Origin of the sequence: Streptomyces sp. NPDC094032, assembly GCF_040303965.1 — a bacterium.
Taxonomy (GTDB): domain Bacteria; phylum Actinomycetota; class Actinomycetes; order Streptomycetales; family Streptomycetaceae; genus Streptomyces.
Map to the genome: position 1 here is coordinate 534,589 of NZ_JBEOUE010000002.1, position 17,374 is coordinate 551,962.

The 17,374-nt window shown below is 73.5% G+C and carries 19 protein-coding genes; 16 read left to right on the plus strand and 3 right to left on the minus strand.

Features of this window, described 5'->3' with window-relative positions; all coding sequences use genetic code 11:
- Window positions 1–23 precede the first annotated feature (23 nt).
- Together rpsI and glmM are read left to right on the plus strand one after the other, a co-directional pair.
- Complete coding sequence (gene rpsI, locus ABTZ54_RS05610) at window positions 24–536, plus strand: 30S ribosomal protein S9 (RefSeq protein ID WP_030750225.1); 513 nt, start codon at window positions 24–26, stop codon at window positions 534–536.
- Window positions 537–677: 141 nt separating this feature from the next.
- Complete coding sequence (glmM, locus tag ABTZ54_RS05615) at window positions 678–2,036, plus strand: phosphoglucosamine mutase (RefSeq protein ID WP_351657511.1); 1,359 nt, start codon at window positions 678–680, stop codon at window positions 2,034–2,036.
- A gap of 76 nt (window positions 2,037–2,112) precedes the next feature.
- On the opposite strand, the gene ABTZ54_RS05620 is transcribed toward glmM, so the two are convergent.
- Together ABTZ54_RS05620 and coaA are read right to left on the minus strand one after the other, a co-directional pair.
- Window positions 2,113–3,078, minus strand: a complete 966-nt coding sequence (locus ABTZ54_RS05620; protein WP_351657513.1) for a DUF389 domain-containing protein — start codon at window positions 3,076–3,078, stop codon at window positions 2,113–2,115.
- A gap of 2 nt (window positions 3,079–3,080) precedes the next feature.
- Window positions 3,081–4,082: a type I pantothenate kinase gene (gene coaA / locus ABTZ54_RS05625; RefSeq protein ID WP_502997183.1), complete on the minus strand. Its 1,002-nt coding sequence runs from the start codon at window positions 4,080–4,082 to the stop codon at window positions 3,081–3,083.
- A gap of 104 nt (window positions 4,083–4,186) precedes the next feature.
- Here coaA and ABTZ54_RS05630 point away from each other — a divergent pair, with 104 nt between their 5' ends.
- From ABTZ54_RS05630 to ABTZ54_RS05670, 9 genes are all read left to right on the plus strand, one after another.
- Complete coding sequence (locus ABTZ54_RS05630) at window positions 4,187–4,930, plus strand: hypothetical protein (RefSeq protein WP_351657517.1); 744 nt, start codon at window positions 4,187–4,189, stop codon at window positions 4,928–4,930.
- A gap of 40 nt (window positions 4,931–4,970) precedes the next feature.
- The gene (gene glmS, locus ABTZ54_RS05635; RefSeq protein ID WP_351657519.1) at window positions 4,971–6,818 is read left to right on the plus strand and encodes a glutamine--fructose-6-phosphate transaminase (isomerizing); all 1,848 of its coding nucleotides are present in this window, start codon (window positions 4,971–4,973) and stop codon (window positions 6,816–6,818) included.
- A gap of 16 nt (window positions 6,819–6,834) precedes the next feature.
- Window positions 6,835–7,203, plus strand: a complete 369-nt coding sequence (locus ABTZ54_RS05640; RefSeq protein ID WP_351657521.1) for a holo-ACP synthase — start codon at window positions 6,835–6,837, stop codon at window positions 7,201–7,203.
- A 148-nt stretch (window positions 7,204–7,351) separates the two neighbouring features.
- A complete protein-coding gene (locus tag ABTZ54_RS05645) occupies window positions 7,352–8,785 on the plus strand; it encodes an NAD(P)H-hydrate dehydratase (protein ID WP_351657523.1) in 1,434 nt (477 codons plus the stop codon).
- Window positions 8,786–9,181: 396 nt separating this feature from the next.
- On the plus strand, window positions 9,182–9,994 hold the full coding sequence (locus ABTZ54_RS05650) for a L,D-transpeptidase family protein (RefSeq protein WP_502997189.1): 813 nt from the start codon (window positions 9,182–9,184) through the stop codon (window positions 9,992–9,994).
- Window positions 9,995–10,025: 31 nt separating this feature from the next.
- Entirely contained in the window at window positions 10,026–11,174 is a 1,149-nt protein-coding gene (gene alr, locus ABTZ54_RS05655; RefSeq protein WP_351657527.1) for an alanine racemase, read from the plus strand.
- Window positions 11,175–11,191: 17 nt separating this feature from the next.
- The gene (locus tag ABTZ54_RS05660; RefSeq protein ID WP_351657529.1) at window positions 11,192–12,331 is read left to right on the plus strand and encodes an alpha/beta fold hydrolase; all 1,140 of its coding nucleotides are present in this window, start codon (window positions 11,192–11,194) and stop codon (window positions 12,329–12,331) included.
- A 36-nt stretch (window positions 12,332–12,367) separates the two neighbouring features.
- Window positions 12,368–12,877 (plus strand): tRNA (adenosine(37)-N6)-threonylcarbamoyltransferase complex ATPase subunit type 1 TsaE, encoded by a 510-nt coding sequence (gene tsaE, locus ABTZ54_RS05665; RefSeq protein ID WP_351657531.1) that lies wholly within the window; start codon window positions 12,368–12,370, stop codon window positions 12,875–12,877.
- A gap of 110 nt (window positions 12,878–12,987) precedes the next feature.
- Complete coding sequence (locus ABTZ54_RS05670) at window positions 12,988–13,155, plus strand: hypothetical protein (RefSeq protein WP_351657533.1); 168 nt, start codon at window positions 12,988–12,990, stop codon at window positions 13,153–13,155.
- 22 nt (window positions 13,156–13,177) lie between these two features.
- On the opposite strand, the gene ABTZ54_RS05675 is transcribed toward ABTZ54_RS05670, so the two are convergent.
- Window positions 13,178–13,747: a L,D-transpeptidase gene (locus tag ABTZ54_RS05675; protein WP_351657535.1), complete on the minus strand. Its 570-nt coding sequence runs from the start codon at window positions 13,745–13,747 to the stop codon at window positions 13,178–13,180.
- Window positions 13,748–13,867: 120 nt separating this feature from the next.
- Between ABTZ54_RS05675 and tsaB the strand changes: the two genes are divergently transcribed.
- From tsaB to ABTZ54_RS05700, 5 genes are read left to right on the plus strand one after another with little or no spacing between them, the layout of a single operon-like run.
- The gene (tsaB, locus tag ABTZ54_RS05680) at window positions 13,868–14,524 is read left to right on the plus strand and encodes a tRNA (adenosine(37)-N6)-threonylcarbamoyltransferase complex dimerization subunit type 1 TsaB (protein WP_351657537.1); all 657 of its coding nucleotides are present in this window, start codon (window positions 13,868–13,870) and stop codon (window positions 14,522–14,524) included.
- A gap of 20 nt (window positions 14,525–14,544) precedes the next feature.
- Window positions 14,545–15,015, plus strand: a complete 471-nt coding sequence (rimI, locus tag ABTZ54_RS05685) for a ribosomal protein S18-alanine N-acetyltransferase (RefSeq protein ID WP_351657772.1) — start codon at window positions 14,545–14,547, stop codon at window positions 15,013–15,015.
- Complete coding sequence (gene tsaD, locus ABTZ54_RS05690) at window positions 15,005–16,126, plus strand: tRNA (adenosine(37)-N6)-threonylcarbamoyltransferase complex transferase subunit TsaD (protein ID WP_351657539.1); 1,122 nt, start codon at window positions 15,005–15,007, stop codon at window positions 16,124–16,126. The genes rimI and tsaD overlap by 11 nt, the downstream gene beginning before the upstream one ends.
- Before the next feature lie 14 nt (window positions 16,127–16,140).
- On the plus strand, window positions 16,141–16,401 hold the full coding sequence (locus ABTZ54_RS05695) for a hypothetical protein (RefSeq protein WP_351657774.1): 261 nt from the start codon (window positions 16,141–16,143) through the stop codon (window positions 16,399–16,401).
- 37 nt (window positions 16,402–16,438) lie between these two features.
- Window positions 16,439–17,308 (plus strand): polysaccharide deacetylase family protein, encoded by an 870-nt coding sequence (locus tag ABTZ54_RS05700; RefSeq protein ID WP_351657541.1) that lies wholly within the window; start codon window positions 16,439–16,441, stop codon window positions 17,306–17,308.
- Window positions 17,309–17,374: the final 66 nt, after the last annotated feature.

A 17,374-nucleotide genomic window follows, 5' to 3' on the forward strand; every position in this document is an offset into this window, starting at 1 on the left:
ACGAAAGAAATCTGAGGAGCATCGTGGCCGAGACCACCCCCGAGACCCCCGTCGACGAGTTCGAGGGCGTCGAGGAGTACACCACCGAGACCGAGATCGTCGAGGGTGACTACACCTCCGAGTCCCTCGCGTCCCGCTTCGGCGACCCGCAGCCGGCCGCCGGCCTGGGCCGTCGCAAGAACGCCATCGCCCGCGTCCGGATCGTTCCGGGCACCGGCAAGTGGAAGATCAACGGTCGCACCCTTGAGGACTACTTCCCCAACAAGGTGCACCAGCAGGAAGTCAACGAGCCCTTCAAGGTGCTCGAGCTCGACAACCGCTACGACGTCATCGCCCGCATCGCGGGTGGCGGCGTGTCCGGCCAGGCCGGCGCCCTGCGCCTCGGCGTGGCCCGTGCGCTGAACGAGGCGGACGTCGAGAACAACCGCCCGGCGCTGAAGAAGGCCGGCTTCCTCTCCCGCGACGACCGTGCGGTCGAGCGCAAGAAGGCCGGTCTCAAGAAGGCCCGTAAGGCTCCGCAGTACAGCAAGCGTTAATCACGCCTGCTCGGTCTGCTTGTCCGTACGCCCCGGCGGCACTGCCCGTGCCGCCGGGGCGTACGGCTTTTTCACACCTTGGTTTCATAATCTTGGGGCAGAACCCCGGACACCCTGGGCACGTACATTCGGAGGACAGCTGTGGGACTTCTCTTCGGCACGGACGGAGTGCGCGGCGTGGCCAACGCCGACCTGACGGCGGAGCTGGCGCTCGGTCTGTCGGTCGCGGCCGCGCACGTGCTCGCCGAGGCGGGCACCTTCGAGGGCCATCGGCCGACGGCGGTGGTCGGCCGTGACCCGCGTGCCTCGGGAGAGTTCCTGGAGGCCGCGGTCGTCGCGGGCCTCGCCAGCGCGGGCGTGGACGTGCTGCGCGTCGGCGTGCTGCCGACGCCCGCCGTGGCGTATCTGACCGGCGCCCTCGGCGCCGACCTCGGCGTGATGCTCTCGGCCTCGCACAACGCCATGCCCGACAACGGCATCAAGTTCTTCGCGCGCGGCGGGCACAAGCTGGCCGACGAGCTGGAGGACCGGATCGAGTCCGTGTACGAGGAGCACCGCACCGGTGCCCCGTGGGACCGTCCGACCGGCTCCGGCGTCGGCCGGGTCAGCGACTACGACCAGGGCTTCGACAAGTACGTGGCCCACCTCATCGCCGTCCTCCCCAACCGGCTCGACGGGCTGAAGATCGTCCTCGACGAGGCGCACGGCGCCGCGGCCCGCGTCTCGCCCGAGGCCTTCTCCCGGGCCGGCGCGACCGTCGTCACCATCGGCGCCGAGCCGGACGGCCTCAACATCAACGACGGCTGCGGCTCCACCCACCTGGGCATGCTGAAGGCCGCCGTCGTCGAGCACGGCGCCGACCTCGGCATCGCGCACGACGGCGACGCCGACCGCTGCCTGGCCGTGGACGCGACGGGCGCCGAGATCGACGGCGACCAGATCCTCGCCGTGCTCGCGCTCGCGATGCGCGAGGCCGGGACGCTGCGCGGCGACACCGTCGTCGGCACCGTCATGTCGAACCTGGGCTTCAAGCTGGCCATGGAGCGCGAGGGCCTCGCCCTCGTCCAGACCGCGGTCGGCGACCGCTACGTCCTGGAGGCCATGAAGGAGCACGGTTACGCGCTCGGCGGCGAGCAGTCCGGCCATGTCATCGTGCTCGACCACGCCACCACCGGCGACGGCACCCTCACCGGTCTGATGCTGGCCGCCCGGGTCGTGGCCACCGGCAAGTCCCTCGCCGAGCTGGCCGCCGTCATGGAGCGGCTTCCGCAGGTCCTGGTCAACGTGCCGGACGTCGACAAGTCCCGCGTCGCCACCTCGGGCGAGCTGTCCAACGCCGTCACCGAGGCCGAGCGCGAGCTCGGCTCCACGGGCCGCGTGCTGCTGCGCCCCTCGGGCACCGAGCCGCTGGTACGGGTGATGGTCGAGGCGGCCGACATCGAGCAGGCGCGCGCGGTGGCGGGACGGCTCGCGGATGTCGTGAAGTCGGCGCTCGGGTAGGGCGGGTGACGGTCCGTCGGCCCCCTTCGCGCGGGAAGCGCGGAGGGGGCCGACGCCGTCTCAGGAGGTCAGGCGGTCAGGAGGACTCGCCGTTGGCGCCCTTGGCCTTGCGGACCCACTGCCCGCGCTGGGTGCGCCACAGCAGCACCTGCCCGAACAGGGTGACCGTGCCGGCCAGGATGATGCCGGTCAGGTTGAGCACCAGCTGCTCGATGGAGCCCCACATCTGGCCGTACTGCCCGTAGCTCAGCGCCACGGCCGCGTTCGCGGCGGCCGGCACCGTCGTCACGGAGATCGCGACGCCGATCAGCGCGCCCGACTTCGTCGAGGTGAGCGAGAGCGTGCCCGCCGCGCCCGCGAGGAGGGCGACGACGAAGGAGAACGGGTCCGGCTTCCAGATGAAGCCGGTGTTGTGGCGCGGCGCGTCGAGCTGCTCCACGCTGAACAGGCCGAGCGCGTCCATCCCCAGGCTGAAGACGGTCGTCGCGACGATCGCCGCCGCGAAGCCGACGATCAGCGCGTACGAGGAGCGCAGCACCAGCTTCGAGGAGCGCCGCACGATCCCGGTGCAGATGCCGGCCAGCGGGCCGAACTCCGGGCCGACGGCCATCGCGCCCACGATCAGGATCGCGTTGTCGAGGACCACGCCGCAGGCCGCGATCATCGTCGCGAGGATCATGAACGCGCTGTAGGTGATGGTGAGGGTCGACTCCTCGTGGGTGGCGTCGGTCAGCTGCTCCCAGACGACCGCGTCCGCGGCCTGTCCCGGAGCCTCCTCCTCGGCCGCCGTGGCCCGGTTCGACAATGAGAGGTCGATGTCCTCGACGGCGATCGAGCCGTCCTGATCGATCTTCAGGTCCCGCATGCCGTTGATGAGTTCGTGGCCGGCTTCGCGGGCCACGTCGCACATCACGAGGTCCCCGACCGGCTCGCGGGCGGCGCCCGGCAGGACCACCACGTGGGTGGTGCCCACGGTCCGGTCGATGAGGGCGACCGCCGCCTCCGTACGGTCGGGCGGGACGATCATCCGTAGGTGCAGCATCCTCAGAGCTTACGGAGGCTCAGCCGCTGCACCTTGTGATCGGGGCCCTTGCGCACCACGAGCGTCGCGCGGCCGCGGGTGGGGGCCACGTTCTCCAGGAGGTTGACCTTGTTGACGGTCCGCCACATCGTGCGGGCGTAGTCCAGGGCCTCCTCCTCGGAGACCGTGGTCCAGCGCCGGAAGTACGAGGACGGGTCCTGGAAGGCGGTGTCGCGCAGCTTGCGGAAGCGGTTGAGGTACCAGCGCTCGATGTCCTCGGGGCGCGCGTCCACGTACACGGAGAAGTCGAAGTAGTCGGCGAGGCCGACGCGGGTGCGCCCGTCCTTGCCGGGCAGGGCCGGCTGGAGGACGTTGAGCCCCTCGACGATGAGGATGTCCGGGCGGCGCACCACGAGCCGCTCGCCGGGCACCCGGTCGTAGATCAGGTGCGAGTAGACGGGCGCGGTGACCTCCTCCTTGCCCGCCTTGATGTCCGCGACGAACCGGGTCAGCGCCCTCCGGTCGTACGACTCGGGGAAACCCTTCCGGGACATCAGCCCGCGGGCCCTGAGCTCCTCCATCGGGTACAGGAACCCGTCGGTGGTCACCAGCTCCACCCGCGGGTGCTCGGGCCAGCGCGCGAGCAGCGCCTGGAGCAGTCGGGCCACGGTCGACTTCCCGACCGCGACCGACCCGGCGACCCCTATGACGAACGGCGTGCCGCGCTGCTCGGCCCGCTCCCCGAGGAAGGTGTTCAGCGCCCCGCGCAGCCCGCTGGTGGCCTGCACGTACAGGTTGAGCAGCCGCGACAGCGGCAGATAGACGTCCCGCACCTCGTCGAGGTCGATGACGTCCCCGAGCCCGCGCAGCTGCTCGACCTCCTCGGCGGACAGCGGCAGCGGCGTCTTGTCCCGCAGCGCGCTCCACTGGTCCCGAGTGAGATCCACGTACGGCGTCGGCTCGGGCCCCCGCCTGGCTCCGTTGCCGGCGGGACCGTTCGGGCTTCGTGGCGGCGAAGTGATCACCCCGCCATTGTCGTGGGTGCCGGGCGTTCGTGGGCCGTGGGGTGGGTCACGCGGTAAACGGGTTGTGGGGCGCGGTCCCGGACGGTGATCATTCCGTCATGCGCATGTCTGTTCGTACCGCCGTAACCGCCGCCTCCGCCGCCTCCCTGGCCCTGCTCCTCACCGCCTGTGGGGGAGCCGCCGACGACGCCAAGCCGAAGGGGGACAACGACGCCTCCGCCTCGGCCGCCGCCAAGCCCGACGTCAAGGCGCTGAGCGCGGCCGAGCTGGACAAGCTGGTCGTCGCGCAGGCGGACGTCCCGGGCTACCTGGTGAAGAAGACGGACGCCGCGGACGTCGTGAACGGCGGGGACGTCGGTGCCGACAAGGCGGCCTGCGAGCCGCTCGCCGAGGCCATGTCCTCGGTCGCCACCGGCACCCCGGGCGCCAGCGTGCAGCGCAAGGCCATCCAGGCGAAGAAGAAGACCGCCACCTCCCCGGACGACGTCCTCGGCGCGCTCGGCGCCCCGGCGAGCGCCGTCACGCTCGGCTCGTACGCGGGGGAGGGCGCCCAGCAGGCGTTCGCCTCGCTCAAGGCCGCCGGGGACGCGTGCGGGAGCGGGTTCACCGTCAGCTCCAGCGGGGAGAAGACCAAGGTCACCAAGGTGACCCCGGAGGCCGTGACCGCGGGCGACGAGGCGCTGGGCTTCACCGTCGTCAGCGACATGGAGGGCCAGCCCTTCGTGAGCAACCTCGTCGTCTTCCGCAAGGGCAACAACCTCGCCACCTTCTCCACCATCAGCGTCAGCGGCAAGGTCAAGGAACTGCCCAAGGATCTGGTCGACGCGCAGGCGGCCAAGCTGCGCTGAGTCGGGGCGGTAGGGGTCCTTCCGCCGTAGGCTGCGCGCTATGTGTGGGATTGTGGGCTACGTAGGCGGACAGTCGGCACTCGATGTCGTGATCGCCGGTCTGAAGAGGCTCGAATACCGGGGCTACGACTCGGCCGGGGTCGCGGTGCTCTCCGACGGGGGGCTCGCCGCGGCCAAGAAGGCCGGCAAGCTGGTCAATCTGGAGAAGGAGCTGGTGGACCGCCCGCTGTCGAGCGGCTCCACCGGCATCGGCCACACCCGCTGGGCCACCCACGGCGGGCCCACCGACGCCAACGCGCACCCGCATCTCGACAACGCGGGCCGCGTCGCCGTCGTCCACAACGGCATCATCGAGAACTTCGCCGCCCTCCGGGCCGAGCTGGCCGACCGCGGCCACCGCCTCGGCTCCGAGACGGACACCGAGGTCGTGGCCCATCTGCTCGCCGAGGAGTTCTCCTCCGTCGGCGACCTCGCCGAGGCCATGCGGATGGTGTGCGGGCGGCTCGAAGGGGCCTTCACCCTGGTCGCCGTCCACGCCGACCAGCCGGACGTCGTCGTCGGCGCCCGCCGCAACTCCCCGCTCGTCGTCGGCGTCGGCGAGGGCGAGAACTTCCTCGCCTCCGACGTCTCCGCCTTCATCGCCCACACCCGCTCGGCCATCGAGCTCGGCCAGGACCAGGTCGTCGAGCTCACCCGCGAGGGCGTCACCGTCACCGGCTTCGACGGCGCCCCCGCCGACGTACGCGCCTTCCACGTCGACTGGGACGCCTCCGCCGCCGAGAAGGGCGGCTACGCCTCCTTCATGCTCAAGGAGATCGCCGAGCAGCCCAAGGCCGTCGCCGACACCCTGCTCGGCCGGATCGACGCCGAGGGGCGGCTGCGCCTCGACGAGGTGCGCATGCCCGACGCCGTGCTCCGCGAGGCCGACAAGATCGTCATCGTCGCCTGCGGCACCGCCTTCCACGCCGGGCTGATCGCCAAGTACGCGATCGAGCACTGGACCCGGATCCCCTGCGAGGTGGAGCTGGCCAGCGAGTTCCGCTACCGGGACCCGATCCTCGGGCAGCGCACCCTGGTCGTCGCGATCTCGCAGTCCGGCGAGACCATGGACACCCTGATGGCGCTGCGGCACGCCCGCGAGCAGGGCGCCAAGGTGCTCGCCGTCTGCAACACCAACGGCTCGACCATCCCGCGCGAGTCCGACGCCGTGCTCTACACCCACGCCGGACCCGAGGTCGCCGTCGCCTCCACCAAGGCCTTCCTGACCCAGCTCGTCGCCTGCTACCTGCTCGCGCTCTACCTCGGGCAGGTGCGCGGCACCCAGTGGGGCGACGAGATCGACGCCGTCGTCCGCGAGCTGGCCCGGATCGGCGACGAGGTCGAGCGGGTCCTGGAGACCATGGAGCCGGTCCGCGCCCTCGCCCGCTCGCTCGCCGACCGGGACACGGTGCTGTTCCTCGGCCGGCACGTCGGCTACCCCGTGGCCCTCGAAGGCGCGCTGAAGCTGAAGGAACTCGCGTACATGCACGCCGAGGGCTTCGCCGCCGGCGAGCTCAAGCACGGCCCGATCGCCCTCATCGAGGAGGGCCTGCCGGTGGTGGTCGTCGTGCCCTCGCCGCGCGGCCGGTCCGTGCTGCACGACAAGATCGTCTCGAACATCCAGGAGATCCGGGCCCGGGGCGCGCGCACGATCGTGATCGCCGAGGAGGGCGACGAGGCCGTCGTCCCGTACGCCGACCACCTCATCCGCATCCCCGCGACGCCTACGCTTCTCCAGCCGCTGGTCTCCACCGTGCCGCTCCAGGTCTTCGCCTGCGAACTGGCGACGGCCCGGGGCAACGAGGTCGACCAGCCGCGCAACCTGGCCAAGTCCGTGACCGTGGAGTGAGTGGGGCAGTGAGCAGATGATCATCGGGGTGGGGATCGACGTGGCGGAGATCGACCGCTTCGCCGCGTCACTGGAACGTACGCCGGGGCTCCTCCAGCGCCTCTTCGTCGAACGGGAGCTGCTGCTCCCCAGCGGCGAGCGGCGGGGCACCGCCTCGCTGGCCGTCCGCTTCGCCGCCAAGGAGGCCCTCGCGAAGGCGCTCGGCGCCCCGGCGGGGCTGCACTGGACGGACGCCGAGGTGTACGTCGAGGACACCGGGCAGCCACGGCTGCGGGTGCGCGGGACGGTGGCGGCGAAGGCGGCCGAGCTGGGCGTACGGCACTGGCACGTGTCGCTGAGCCATGACGCGGGGGTGGCGTCGGCGGTGGTGATCGCGGAGGGGTAGGGGCTGCTCTGACGGATCGGGGCCGGTTCGGGGCCGGTTCGGCCGAGGCGTCCGGTGCGGTGCGGTGTGGTGTGACGCGGCGAAGTGCCGTGCCAGGCGTCGTGGCCTGCTCTGGCGGGGCGGGCTCCGAGCGGGGAGGGTGGGTGCCATGCGTACCGCTCATCGCGTCGAGACCGTACGGGCCGCCGAGGCCGAACTGATGGCCCGCCTGCCGGAGGGCGCGCTCATGCAGCGGGCCGCCGCCGGGCTGGCCGCCGCCTGCTGCGCGCTCCTGCCGAGGGTGTACGGGGCGCGGGTCGTGCTCCTGGTCGGCAGCGGCGACAACGGGGGCGACGCCCTCTACGCCGGGGCCCGGCTCGCCCGGCGCGGGGCCGGGGTGACGGCCGTGCTGCTCGGGGCGCGGGCCCACGAGGGCGGGCTCGCGGCGCTGCGGGCGGCCGGGGGCCGGGTGGTCGGCGCGCACGACGACCCCTACGACGTGCTGGCCGTCGCCGACCTCGTCCTCGACGGGATCACCGGCATCGGCGGGCGGGGCGGGCTGCGGCCCGACGCCGTGCCCGTCGCGCGGGCGGCGCGCGGCTCCGACGCGGTCGTGGTCGCCGTCGACCTGCCGAGCGGCGTCGACGCGGACACCGGCGAGGTGCCGGGGGAGGCGCTGCGGGCCGACGCGACCGTCACCTTCGGCACGTACAAGCCGGGGCTGCTCGTCGACCCGGCGCGGGAGTACGCGGGCGCGGTGCGGCTCGTCGACATCGGGCTCTCGCTGCCGTCGGTCCCCGACCTGGAGGCGCTCCAGCACGCGGACCTGGCCCTGCTGCTGCCGGTGCCGGGGGCCGAGAGCGACAAGTACCGGCGCGGGGTCGTCGGCGTCGTCGCCGGGTCCGCCCGCTACCCCGGCGCGGCCGTCCTCGCCGTCGAGGGCGCGCTGCGGGGCGGCGCGGGCGCGGTGCGGTACGTGGGACCGGCCGGCGACGCGGTGATCGCCGCGCGCCCCGAGACGCTGGTGCACGCGGGACCCCCGGCGAAGGCGGGGCGGGTCCAGGCGTGGGTCGTCGGGCCGGGGCTCGGGGACGGTCCGGGCGTCGCCGAGGCGCTGGCCTCCGACGTCCCGGTCCTCATCGACGCGGACGGCCTGCGGGACCTGTCCCCGGCGGCCGTGCGGGCCCGTACCGCCGCCACCCTCCTCACCCCGCACGCGGGCGAGGCGGCGGCGCTCCTTGGCGTCTCCCGCGAGGAGGTCGAGGCGGGACGGCTCGCGGCCGTGCGCGCGCTGGCGGAACGGTTCGGCGCGACGGTCCTGCTGAAGGGCTCGACGACGCTGGTGTGCGGGCCGGGCGGTACGGGCCCGGTCCGGGTCAACCCGACGGGAACGTCCTGGCTGGCGACCGCAGGCAGCGGCGACGTCCTGTCCGGCCTGGCGGGCTCCCTCCTGGCCACCGGCCTCCCACCCCTGGACGCCGCCTCCGCCGCGGCGTACCTCCACGGCCTCGCGGCGCGGCGGGCGGCCCGGGGGGCGCCGGTGGCGGCGGGGGACGTGGCGGCGGAGCTGCCGGGGGCCTGGCGGGATGTGGTGGGGGGCTGAGACGGGCGGCCCGGCGGCCGGGCGCGCCGCGAGGCCCGGCGGCCCGGCGGCCCGGCGGCCCGGCGGCCCGGTGCCCGGCGGCCTGCGCTCGCCCCCGGCGGCCTGCGCTCGGCCTCGCGCCCCGCGCTTGCCCTGCGCCCGGCGCTTGCCCTGCGCCCTGCGCCCGGCGCTCGCCCCCGCGCCCCGCGCTCGCCCCCGCAGCCGGTCCGCTGGCAGGCGGGACGTGGTGGGCCGGCTGAGGCGCTCGCCCCCGCCCCGCCCTCCCCCCGCCCCGGACCGCCACTCGGCGGAACCCGTTGCTCCGCAAGGGGCCCACCGCAGGCGTCCCCGGGCCCGGCGGCGTGGGATGGGCGGGTGATCAGATCGAGAAGGCGCCGTCTTGGCGTCACCGTGCTCCTGCTCGTCCTCGCCGTCGTGCCGCCGCTGCCCGCTCTCGCCGACGCGCCCGAGCCCGGTGAGGTCCTGCTCCCCGGCGGGGTCGGCGCCGGGCGGGCCGAGTACCCGATGGACACGCCCGACCAGGTGTTGCCGCCGCTCCAGCCGGACGGGGACGTGCCGGTGCCGGTGCCTGCCGAGGAGGTGGACGAGCTGGTGGAGTTTCTGCCGCGCAGTGCCGTCGGGGCGGCCTGCACCGCTAAGGCCGGGCCGCATCAGCGGCGGGTCGAGCGGCTGCTGCGGCTGAAGGTGGACGGGAAGCAGTCCACGGCGGACTGCAAGGCCATCCGGGCGTTCCAGCAGAAGCAGAAGATCACGCCGGCCGTCGGCTACGCCGGGCCCGTGACCTGGGGCCGGGCCGAGTTGCTCGCCGCCCGCGCGAACCCTAACGCCGCCGGGAAGTGCCCCACGCGCTCGTACACCGTCGCCTGTGTCGATCTCGACCGGGAGCTGATGTGGGTGCAGAAGGGGAAGCGGGTCACGTATGGGGTGGTGAACGTGCGGAGTGGGCGGGCCGGGTACCGGACCAGGACCGGGTGGCACGAGGTCTACTGGCGGCACAAGAACCACTGGTCGTCCATCTACGACACGCCCATGCCGTTCTCCCAGTTCTTCAGCGGCGGGCAGGCCTTCCACGCCGTCTACGGGCAGATCTCGACGCCCACCGGCAGCCGCGGCTGCGTGAATCTGAGCTACGCGAACGCCAAGCGCCTGTGGGACGTGCTGCGCAAGGGGGACCGGGTCTATGTCTGGGGCAAGCGGCCGGAAGGGTGAGCGGGGCCGGGGACCTGAGAGACTGGCGGCGATGACTGAGACACCACAGCCCCGCCGAGCCCGCGCCGAGATCGACCTCGGCGCGCTGCGCGCGAACGTCCGCACGCTGCGCGCCCGGGTCGCCCCGCACGTTCAGATCATGGCCGTGGTCAAGGCCGACGCGTACGGGCACGGGGCCCTGCCCTGCGCCCGCGCCGCCGTCGAGGCGGGCGCGACCTGGGTCGGGACGGCGACCCCGCAGGAGGCGCTCGCGCTGCGGGCGGCCGGTCTGCGGGACGTGCGGATCATGTGCTGGCTGTGGACGCCGGGCGACCCGTGGGCGGAGGCCGTCGAGGCCGGGCTCGACATGTCGGTGAGCGGCATGTGGGCGCTGGCGGAGGTCGTCGAGGCGGCCCGGGAGACCGGCCGCCGGGCGCGGATCCAGCTCAAGGCCGACACCGGCCTGGGGCGCAACGGCTGCCAGCCCGCCGACTGGCCGGAGCTCGTCACCGAGGCGCTCAAGGCCGAGGCGCAGGGCCTGGTCAAGGTGACCGGCCTCTGGTCGCACTTCGCCTGCGCCGACGAGCCGGGGCATCCGTCGATCGCCGCCCAGCTCGACGTCTTCCGGACCATGCTCGACTTCGCGGAGAAGGCCGGGGTCGAGCCCGAGGTACGGCACATCGCCAACTCGCCGGCCACCCTGACCCTCCCCGAGACGCACTTCGACCTCGTCCGGCCCGGCATCGCCATGTACGGCGTCTCGCCCGCGCCCGAGGTCGGCACCTCCGCCGAGCTGGGGCTGCGGCCGGTGATGAGCCTCAAGGCGAGCGTCGCCCTGGTCAAGGACGTGCCGGGCGGGCACGGCGTGTCGTACGGGCACCACTACGTGACGCCGGGCGAGACCACGCTGGGTCTTGTCCCGCTCGGATACGCGGACGGCGTCCCCCGGCACGCCTCCGGGCGCGGCCCCGTGCTCGTGGACGGCAAGGTCCGCACGGTGGCCGGCCGGGTCGCCATGGACCAGTTCGTGGTGGACCTCGGCGGCGACCGGCCGGAGCCCGGCGCCGAGGCGGTGCTCTTCGGGCCCGGCGACCGGGGCGAGCCGACGGCGCAGGACTGGGCCGACGCGGCCGACACCATCGCGTACGAGATCGTCACCCGGATCGGCGCGCGCGTCCCGCGCGTCTACCTGGGCGAGTAAGAGGGGGCGGGGCGGCCGTGGGCGAGGAGACCTGGCGGCGGGCCGGCTGGGCCGGTGCCGCGATAGGCGTGCTCGCGGCCGGGGCCGCCGCCGGAGTCGCGGTCGAGCGGCTGACCGTCGGGCGTTCCGTACGGGAGAAGGCCCGGCTCGCACTGGACGCCGAGGGCCCCTACGGGGCGCTGCGCGGCGCCCCCGGCTGGGCGGTCGCCGACGACTCCACCCGGCTGTACTACGAGGTCGACGAGGTCGAGGGCGACGCGCCCGCGCCCCGCAGACGGCGCCTGTTCGGGCGGAAGGCCCCCGCGCCCGTCACGGTCGTCTTCAGCCACGGCTACTGCCTCAACCAGGACTCCTGGCACTTCCAGCGGGCCGCCCTGCGCGGTCTGGTCCGCGCCGTGTACTGGGACCAGCGCAGCCACGGGCGGTCCGGCCGAGGGGTCGACCAGGCGGGTCCCGACGGCGTGCCCGTCTCCATCGACCGGCTCGGCGACGACCTCAGGGCCGTCCTCGACGCCGCCGCCCCCGAGGGCCCGCTGGTCCTCGTCGGGCACTCCATGGGCGGGATGACGATGATGGCGCTGGCCGAGCGCCACCCGGAGCTGGTGCGCGAGCGGGTGGTCGGCGCCGCCTTCGTGGGGACCTCGGCCGGGCGGCTCGACGAGATCAGCTACGGGCTTCCGATGGCCGGCGTCAACGCGGTGCGGCGGGTGCTGCCCGGCGTGCTGCGGGCGCTCGGCTCGCGGGCGGAGCTGGTGGAGCGGGGGCGGCGGGCCACCGCCGACCTCTTCGCCGGGCTCATCAAGAAGTACTCGTTCTCCTCGAAGGACGTGGATCCGGCGGTCGTCCGGTTCGCGGAGCGGATGATCGAGTCGACCCCGATCGACGTGGTCGCCGAGTTCTACCCGGCGTTCGTCGAGCACGACAAGGCGGCGGCGCTCGCGGCCTTCCGCGAGCTGCCCGTGCTCGCGCTGGCCGGTGACCGCGACCTGGTCACCCCCAGCTCGCACACCGAGGCCATCGCCGACCTGCTGCCGGACGCGGAGCTGGTCATCGTGCCGGACGCCGGGCACCTGGTGATGCTGGAGCACCCGGAGGCGGTCACCGACCGGCTCGCCGACCTGCTTGGGCGGGTGGGCGCGGTGTCCGTCGTCGGGTAGCCGGAGCGGGCGCGCCGAGTAGGTAGGTTGGCGGGCATGGACACTCCGCTCAACCAGGCCACCCTCGAAGTCGACTCCCCGGAGCGCATGACGGAGCTGGGCCGCCGCCTGGCGAAACTGCTGCGCCCCGGCGACCTCGTGATGCTCACCGGCGAGCTCGGCGCCGGGAAGACCACGCTGACCCGCGGTCTCGGCGAGGGCCTGGGCGTCCGCGGGGCCGTGACCTCGCCGACCTTCGTCATCGCCCGCGTCCACCCCTCGCTGGTCGGCGGCCCCGCGCTGGTCCACGTCGACGCGTACCGCCTGGGCGGCGGGCTCGACGAGATGGAGGACCTGGATCTCGACGTCTCGCTGCCGGACTCCGTCGTGGTCGTCGAGTGGGGCGACGGCAAGGTCGAGGAGCTGACGGACGACCGGCTGCACGTGCTGATCCACCGGGTGGTCGGCGGGACCGAGGCCACCGACGACGCCGACGACGACCGGCGCACGGTCGTGCTCAACGGGATCGGCGGCCGGTGGGCCGGCGAGGACCTGCTGCTGGGCTGAACGTACGTAGGTTCCGACAACGTGTCGGGAAAATGTTGCGTGAGTGCTCCGAGCCGTGGTCACATGGAATCACGAGCTGGTTAGGTGTACCTAACCTACGGGAGGCATTCATGGCGACGCCGGAGCACGCCGTTCGGATGGACCGCACCGCGAACGGCGTCTCGATGAGAGACCTGCTGGCCTCCTGCGCCGCGGCCAGCGCCGTCTCGACGCCGCCGCGCGAGCCCGTGGAGCCGGGGGACGAGCAGGAGCCCCCGGTACGCGACGAGGCCGCGTAGCCCTACGGGGAAACCCGGGGTCCTACGCGACGACGACGACCTTCGCGCCGATCACCGCGAACGTCCACAGCGCGTCGCCGTCCGCCCGCTTCATCCGCACGCCGCCGGTCTTCTTCGCCGGGTCCGGCTTCGGCGTCGAGCCGTCCACCGCCGCGCTGAAGCCGATCGACACGTCCTGGACGGTCGCGAAGCGCACCACGTGCTCGATCTGCGTGCCGTCCGAGCCGCGCACCGCGCCGGAGCGCGAGGTCACCGCGTACACGCCGGGCGGCGGCGAGACCGTGCTGGGCATCACCGAGAAGGTGTGGGTGACCTGGTTCTTCTCGTCCACCAGCCACACCCGGCGGTCGTCGAGCGCGTACACCACGCGCTCGCCCTTGCCGGAGCTCGCGGGCAGCGCCAGCGGGTCCTTCGCCGGCTGCTTCGGCTTGCCGGTCGCCGGGGCCGCGGGGGCCGAGCTCGGCGTCTGCGGCTTGGCCGCGAGCTCGGCGGCCGACGGCGCGGCGGCCGAGGCCTGGTAGGCGAGGAAGCCGATCACGGCCACGGCGGCCGCGGTGAGCCCGGCCACGAATCCCGAGCTGCTCCGTGCCACCGCGCGCCCACCTTCTGTCGTACCTACGTATCGGTGCCTGACCGTAGCAGCCGCCGCCCCGTACGGGCGGGGCGCCGTACGCCGGACACGCCCCGCGCTCCGGCGCCGTAGGCTGTTCGCGTGCTCTTGCTCGCCATGGATACCGCCACACCCGCCGTCACCGTCGCCCTGCACGACGGGGACTCCGTCGTCGCCGAGTCGAGTCAGGTCGACGCCCGCCGGCACGGGGAGCTGCTGCTGCCCGCCGTCGACCGGGTCCTGAAGGAGGCCGGGCTGAAGCTGGACGCCGTGACCGGCCTGGTGGTCGGTGTCGGCCCCGGCCCGTACACCGGTCTGCGGGTCGGCCTCGTCACCGCCGCCGCCTTCTCCTCCGCGCTCGGCGTGCCGGTGCACGGCCTGTGCACCCTCGACGGCCTCGCGTACGCCTCCGGCATCGAGGGCCCCTTCGCCGTCGCGACCGACGCGCGGCGCAAGGAGGTCTACTGGGCCCGCTACGCCGACGCCCGCACCCGCGAGACCGACGCGGCCGTCGACCGCCCCGCCGACATCGCCGAGCGGCTCGCCGGACTGCCCGTGGTCGGCGCCGGCGCCCGGCTGTACCCGGAGGCCTTCCCCGACGCCCGCGACCCCGAGCACCAGTCGGCCGCCGCGCTCGCCGCCCTCGCGGCCGAGAAGCTGGCCGCGGGCGACGGCGGCTTCCTCGACCCGCAGCCGATGTACCTGCGCCGCCCCGACGCGCAGGTGCCCAAGAACTACAAGGTGGTCACGCCGAAGTGAGCGGCGCCGCACTGCGCGAGATGCGCTGGTGGGACATCGGCCCCGTGCTCACCCTGGAGGCCGAGCTGTTCCCCGAGGACGCCTGGTCCGAGGGGATGTTCTGGTCCGAGCTCGCGCACTCCCGAGGCCCGCGCGCGACCCGCCGCTATGTGGTGGCCGAGGACGCGTCGGGCGCGATCGTCGGGTACGCGGGACTCGCCGCGGCCGGCGGGCTCGGCGACGTCCAGACCATCGCCGTCGCCCGCGACCAGTGGGGCAGCGGCCTCGGCGGGCGGCTCCTCACCGACCTGCTCCAGCACGCCACGGCCTTCGAGTGCGACGAGGTCCTGCTCGAAGTGCGCGTGGACAACACCCGGGCCCAGAAGCTCTACGAGCGCTTCGGCTTCGAGCCCATCGGTTTCCGGCGCGGCTACTACCAGCCCGGAAACGTGGACGCGCTCGTGATGCGACTGACCGTTCAAGGAACTGAGACTGATTCTGATGGCTGCTGACGAACCGCTCGTACTCGGCATCGAGACCTCCTGCGACGAGACCGGCGTCGGCATCGTCCACGGGACCACCCTCCTCGCGGACGCCGTCGCCTCCAGCGTCGACACCCACGCCCGCTTCGGCGGCGTCGTGCCCGAGATCGCCTCCCGCGCCCACCTGGAGGCGATGGTCCCGACGATCGAGCGCGCCCTGAAGGAGGCCGGCGTCTCCCCGAAGGACCTCGACGGCATCGCCGTCACCGCGGGCCCCGGCCTCGCGGGCGCGCTGCTCGTCGGCGTCTCGGCGGCCAAGGCGTACGCGTACGCCCTCGGCAAGCCGCTCTACGGCGTCAACCACCTCGCCTCGCACATCTGTGTCGACCAGCTGGAGCACGGCCGGCTGCCCGAGCCGACGATGGCCCTGCTGGTCTCCGGCGGGCACTCCTCGCTGCTGCTCTCCTCGGACATCACCTCCGACGTGCGGCCGCTGGGCGCGACCATCGACGACGCGGCGGGCGAGGCCTTCGACAAGATCGCCCGCGTGCTCGACCTCGGCTTCCCCGGCGGTCCCGTCATCGACCGGCTGGCCCGCGAGGGCGACCCGAAGGCCATCGCCTTCCCGCGCGGTCTCAGCGGCTCCCGGGACCCCGCGTACGACTTCTCCTTCTCCGGTCTGAAGACCGCCGTGGCCCGCTGGATCGAGGCCAAGCGGAACGCGGGCGAGGAGGTGCCCGTACGGGACGTCGCCGCGTCCTTCCAGGAGGCGGTCGTCGACGTGCTCACCCGCAAGGCCGTCCGGGCCTGCAAGGACGAGGGCGTCGACCACCTGATGATCGGCGGCGGCGTGGCCGCCAACTCGCGCCTGCGGGCGCTCGCCGAGGAGCGCTGCGAGCGGGCCGGCATCCGGCTGCGGGTGCCCCGGCCGGGCCTGTGCACCGACAACGGGGCCATGGTCGCGGCCCTCGGCGCCGAGATGGTCGCCCGCAACCGGCCGGCCTCCGACCTGGAGCTGTCCGCCGACTCCTCGCTGCCGGTGACGGACCCGCACGTGCCGGGGGCGCACGGCCACGGCCACGATCACGTGCACGACCACGACCATGTGCACGAGGTCAGCAAGGAGAACCTGTACCCGTGACCACCGTGACCCTGATGTGGGAGGCCCGCGCCGTCGAGGGCCGGGGCGCCGAGCTGCTCGCCTGGGCGCGGGCCCAGGAGCTGCCGGCCGCGCCGCTGCGGCGGGAGACCTTCCGGGCGCCGCAGGACCGGGTCCTGGTGCTGACCTGGTGGGAGACGGCCGAAGGACTGGGCGCGGAGCTGCCCGAGCTGCCGGAGCCGGCGGCGGAGCTGCTCACCCGTCCGGTGCACCGCTGGCGCTTCGAATCGGTCGAGTCGGCCGAATCCTCGATGTAGGGGCAACCGTTCGAGCGGTTCGCGCATCCCACAGCGTGTGAAGAAGACCCTCGCGCTGTGGGCGGCGCTGACCACCGCGGCGCTGTTCGCGACCACCGGCTGCACGACGACGGCCGGCGCGGACGGCACCGCCCCGGGCGGCGGCACCGTGCCGCCGTCGGCCGCGTCCTCGCGGACGCCCGGCGGGACCGGCGCCTCCGACGGCCCCGGCACCGCCGACGCGCGGGCCGCCGCGTACCGCAAGTGGGGTCTCAAGCCCTTCGCCGAGCCGCCCGCGCCGCCCGCGAAGAAGCCGGTGACGCGCAAGGCGGGCGGGCCCGTGCCCGTGGTCAGCGACATCCCGACGACCGAGAAGATCGTCTTCATCACCATCGACGACGGTGCCGAGAAGGACCCCGAGTTCGTCGCGATGATGCGGGACCTGAAGATCCCCGTGACGATGTTCCTCACCGACGCGGCCATCCGCACCGACTACCGCTACTTCGCCCCGCTCGTCGCGCAGGGCCACGGCGTCGCCAACCACACCCTCACCCACCCCAACATGCGCACCCTCTCCGAGGAGGCCCAGCGCCGGGAGATCTGCGGCCAGCAGGAGAAGCTGACCAAGGAGTACGGGGAGCGGCCGCGCCTCTTCCGCCCGCCCTACGGCAACTGGAACGAGTCCACCAGGACCGCCGCCGCCGCGTGCGGGGTGGACGCGATCGTGCTGTGGCGCGAGTCCATGCAGATCAAGAACATGCAGTACCAGCGCGGGGACAAGAAGCTGCACCCCGGCGACATCATCCTGGCCCACTTCCGCGGCCCGTCCGAGCTCAAGGGCACGACGATGACCGAGATGACGGCCAATCTGCTGCGCCACATCCAGGAGCAGGGGTACACGGTGGCGCGCCTTGAGGACTATCTCTGAGCACGCCTCGGAAAAAACTTCCGCCGGGTTGTCGATGCGGGCGGCTCCCGTTCGACGTATGAGTGT

What these genes read in the sequence shown, in the direction of transcription:
- ABTZ54_RS05620 (WP_351657513.1), bottom strand. Translation starts at nt 3,078, where the DNA reads ATGCTGCACCTACGGATGATCGTCCCGCCCGACCGTACGGAGGCGGCG.
- ABTZ54_RS05630 (WP_351657517.1), top strand. Translation starts at nt 4,187, where the DNA reads ATGTCTGTTCGTACCGCCGTAACCGCCGCCTCCGCCGCCTCCCTGGCC.
- glmS (WP_351657519.1), top strand. Translation starts at nt 4,971, where the DNA reads ATGTGTGGGATTGTGGGCTACGTAGGCGGACAGTCGGCACTCGATGTC.
- ABTZ54_RS05640 (WP_351657521.1), top strand. Translation starts at nt 6,835, where the DNA reads ATGATCATCGGGGTGGGGATCGACGTGGCGGAGATCGACCGCTTCGCC.
- ABTZ54_RS05645 (WP_351657523.1), top strand. Translation starts at nt 7,352, where the DNA reads ATGCGTACCGCTCATCGCGTCGAGACCGTACGGGCCGCCGAGGCCGAA.
- alr (WP_351657527.1), top strand. Translation starts at nt 10,026, where the DNA reads ATGACTGAGACACCACAGCCCCGCCGAGCCCGCGCCGAGATCGACCTC.
- tsaE (WP_351657531.1), top strand. Translation starts at nt 12,368, where the DNA reads ATGGACACTCCGCTCAACCAGGCCACCCTCGAAGTCGACTCCCCGGAG.
- ABTZ54_RS05670 (WP_351657533.1), top strand. Translation starts at nt 12,988, where the DNA reads ATGGCGACGCCGGAGCACGCCGTTCGGATGGACCGCACCGCGAACGGC.
- rimI (WP_351657772.1), top strand. Translation starts at nt 14,545, where the DNA reads ATGCGCTGGTGGGACATCGGCCCCGTGCTCACCCTGGAGGCCGAGCTG.
- tsaD (WP_351657539.1), top strand. Translation starts at nt 15,005, where the DNA reads ATGGCTGCTGACGAACCGCTCGTACTCGGCATCGAGACCTCCTGCGAC.
- ABTZ54_RS05695 (WP_351657774.1), top strand. Translation starts at nt 16,141, where the DNA reads ATGTGGGAGGCCCGCGCCGTCGAGGGCCGGGGCGCCGAGCTGCTCGCC.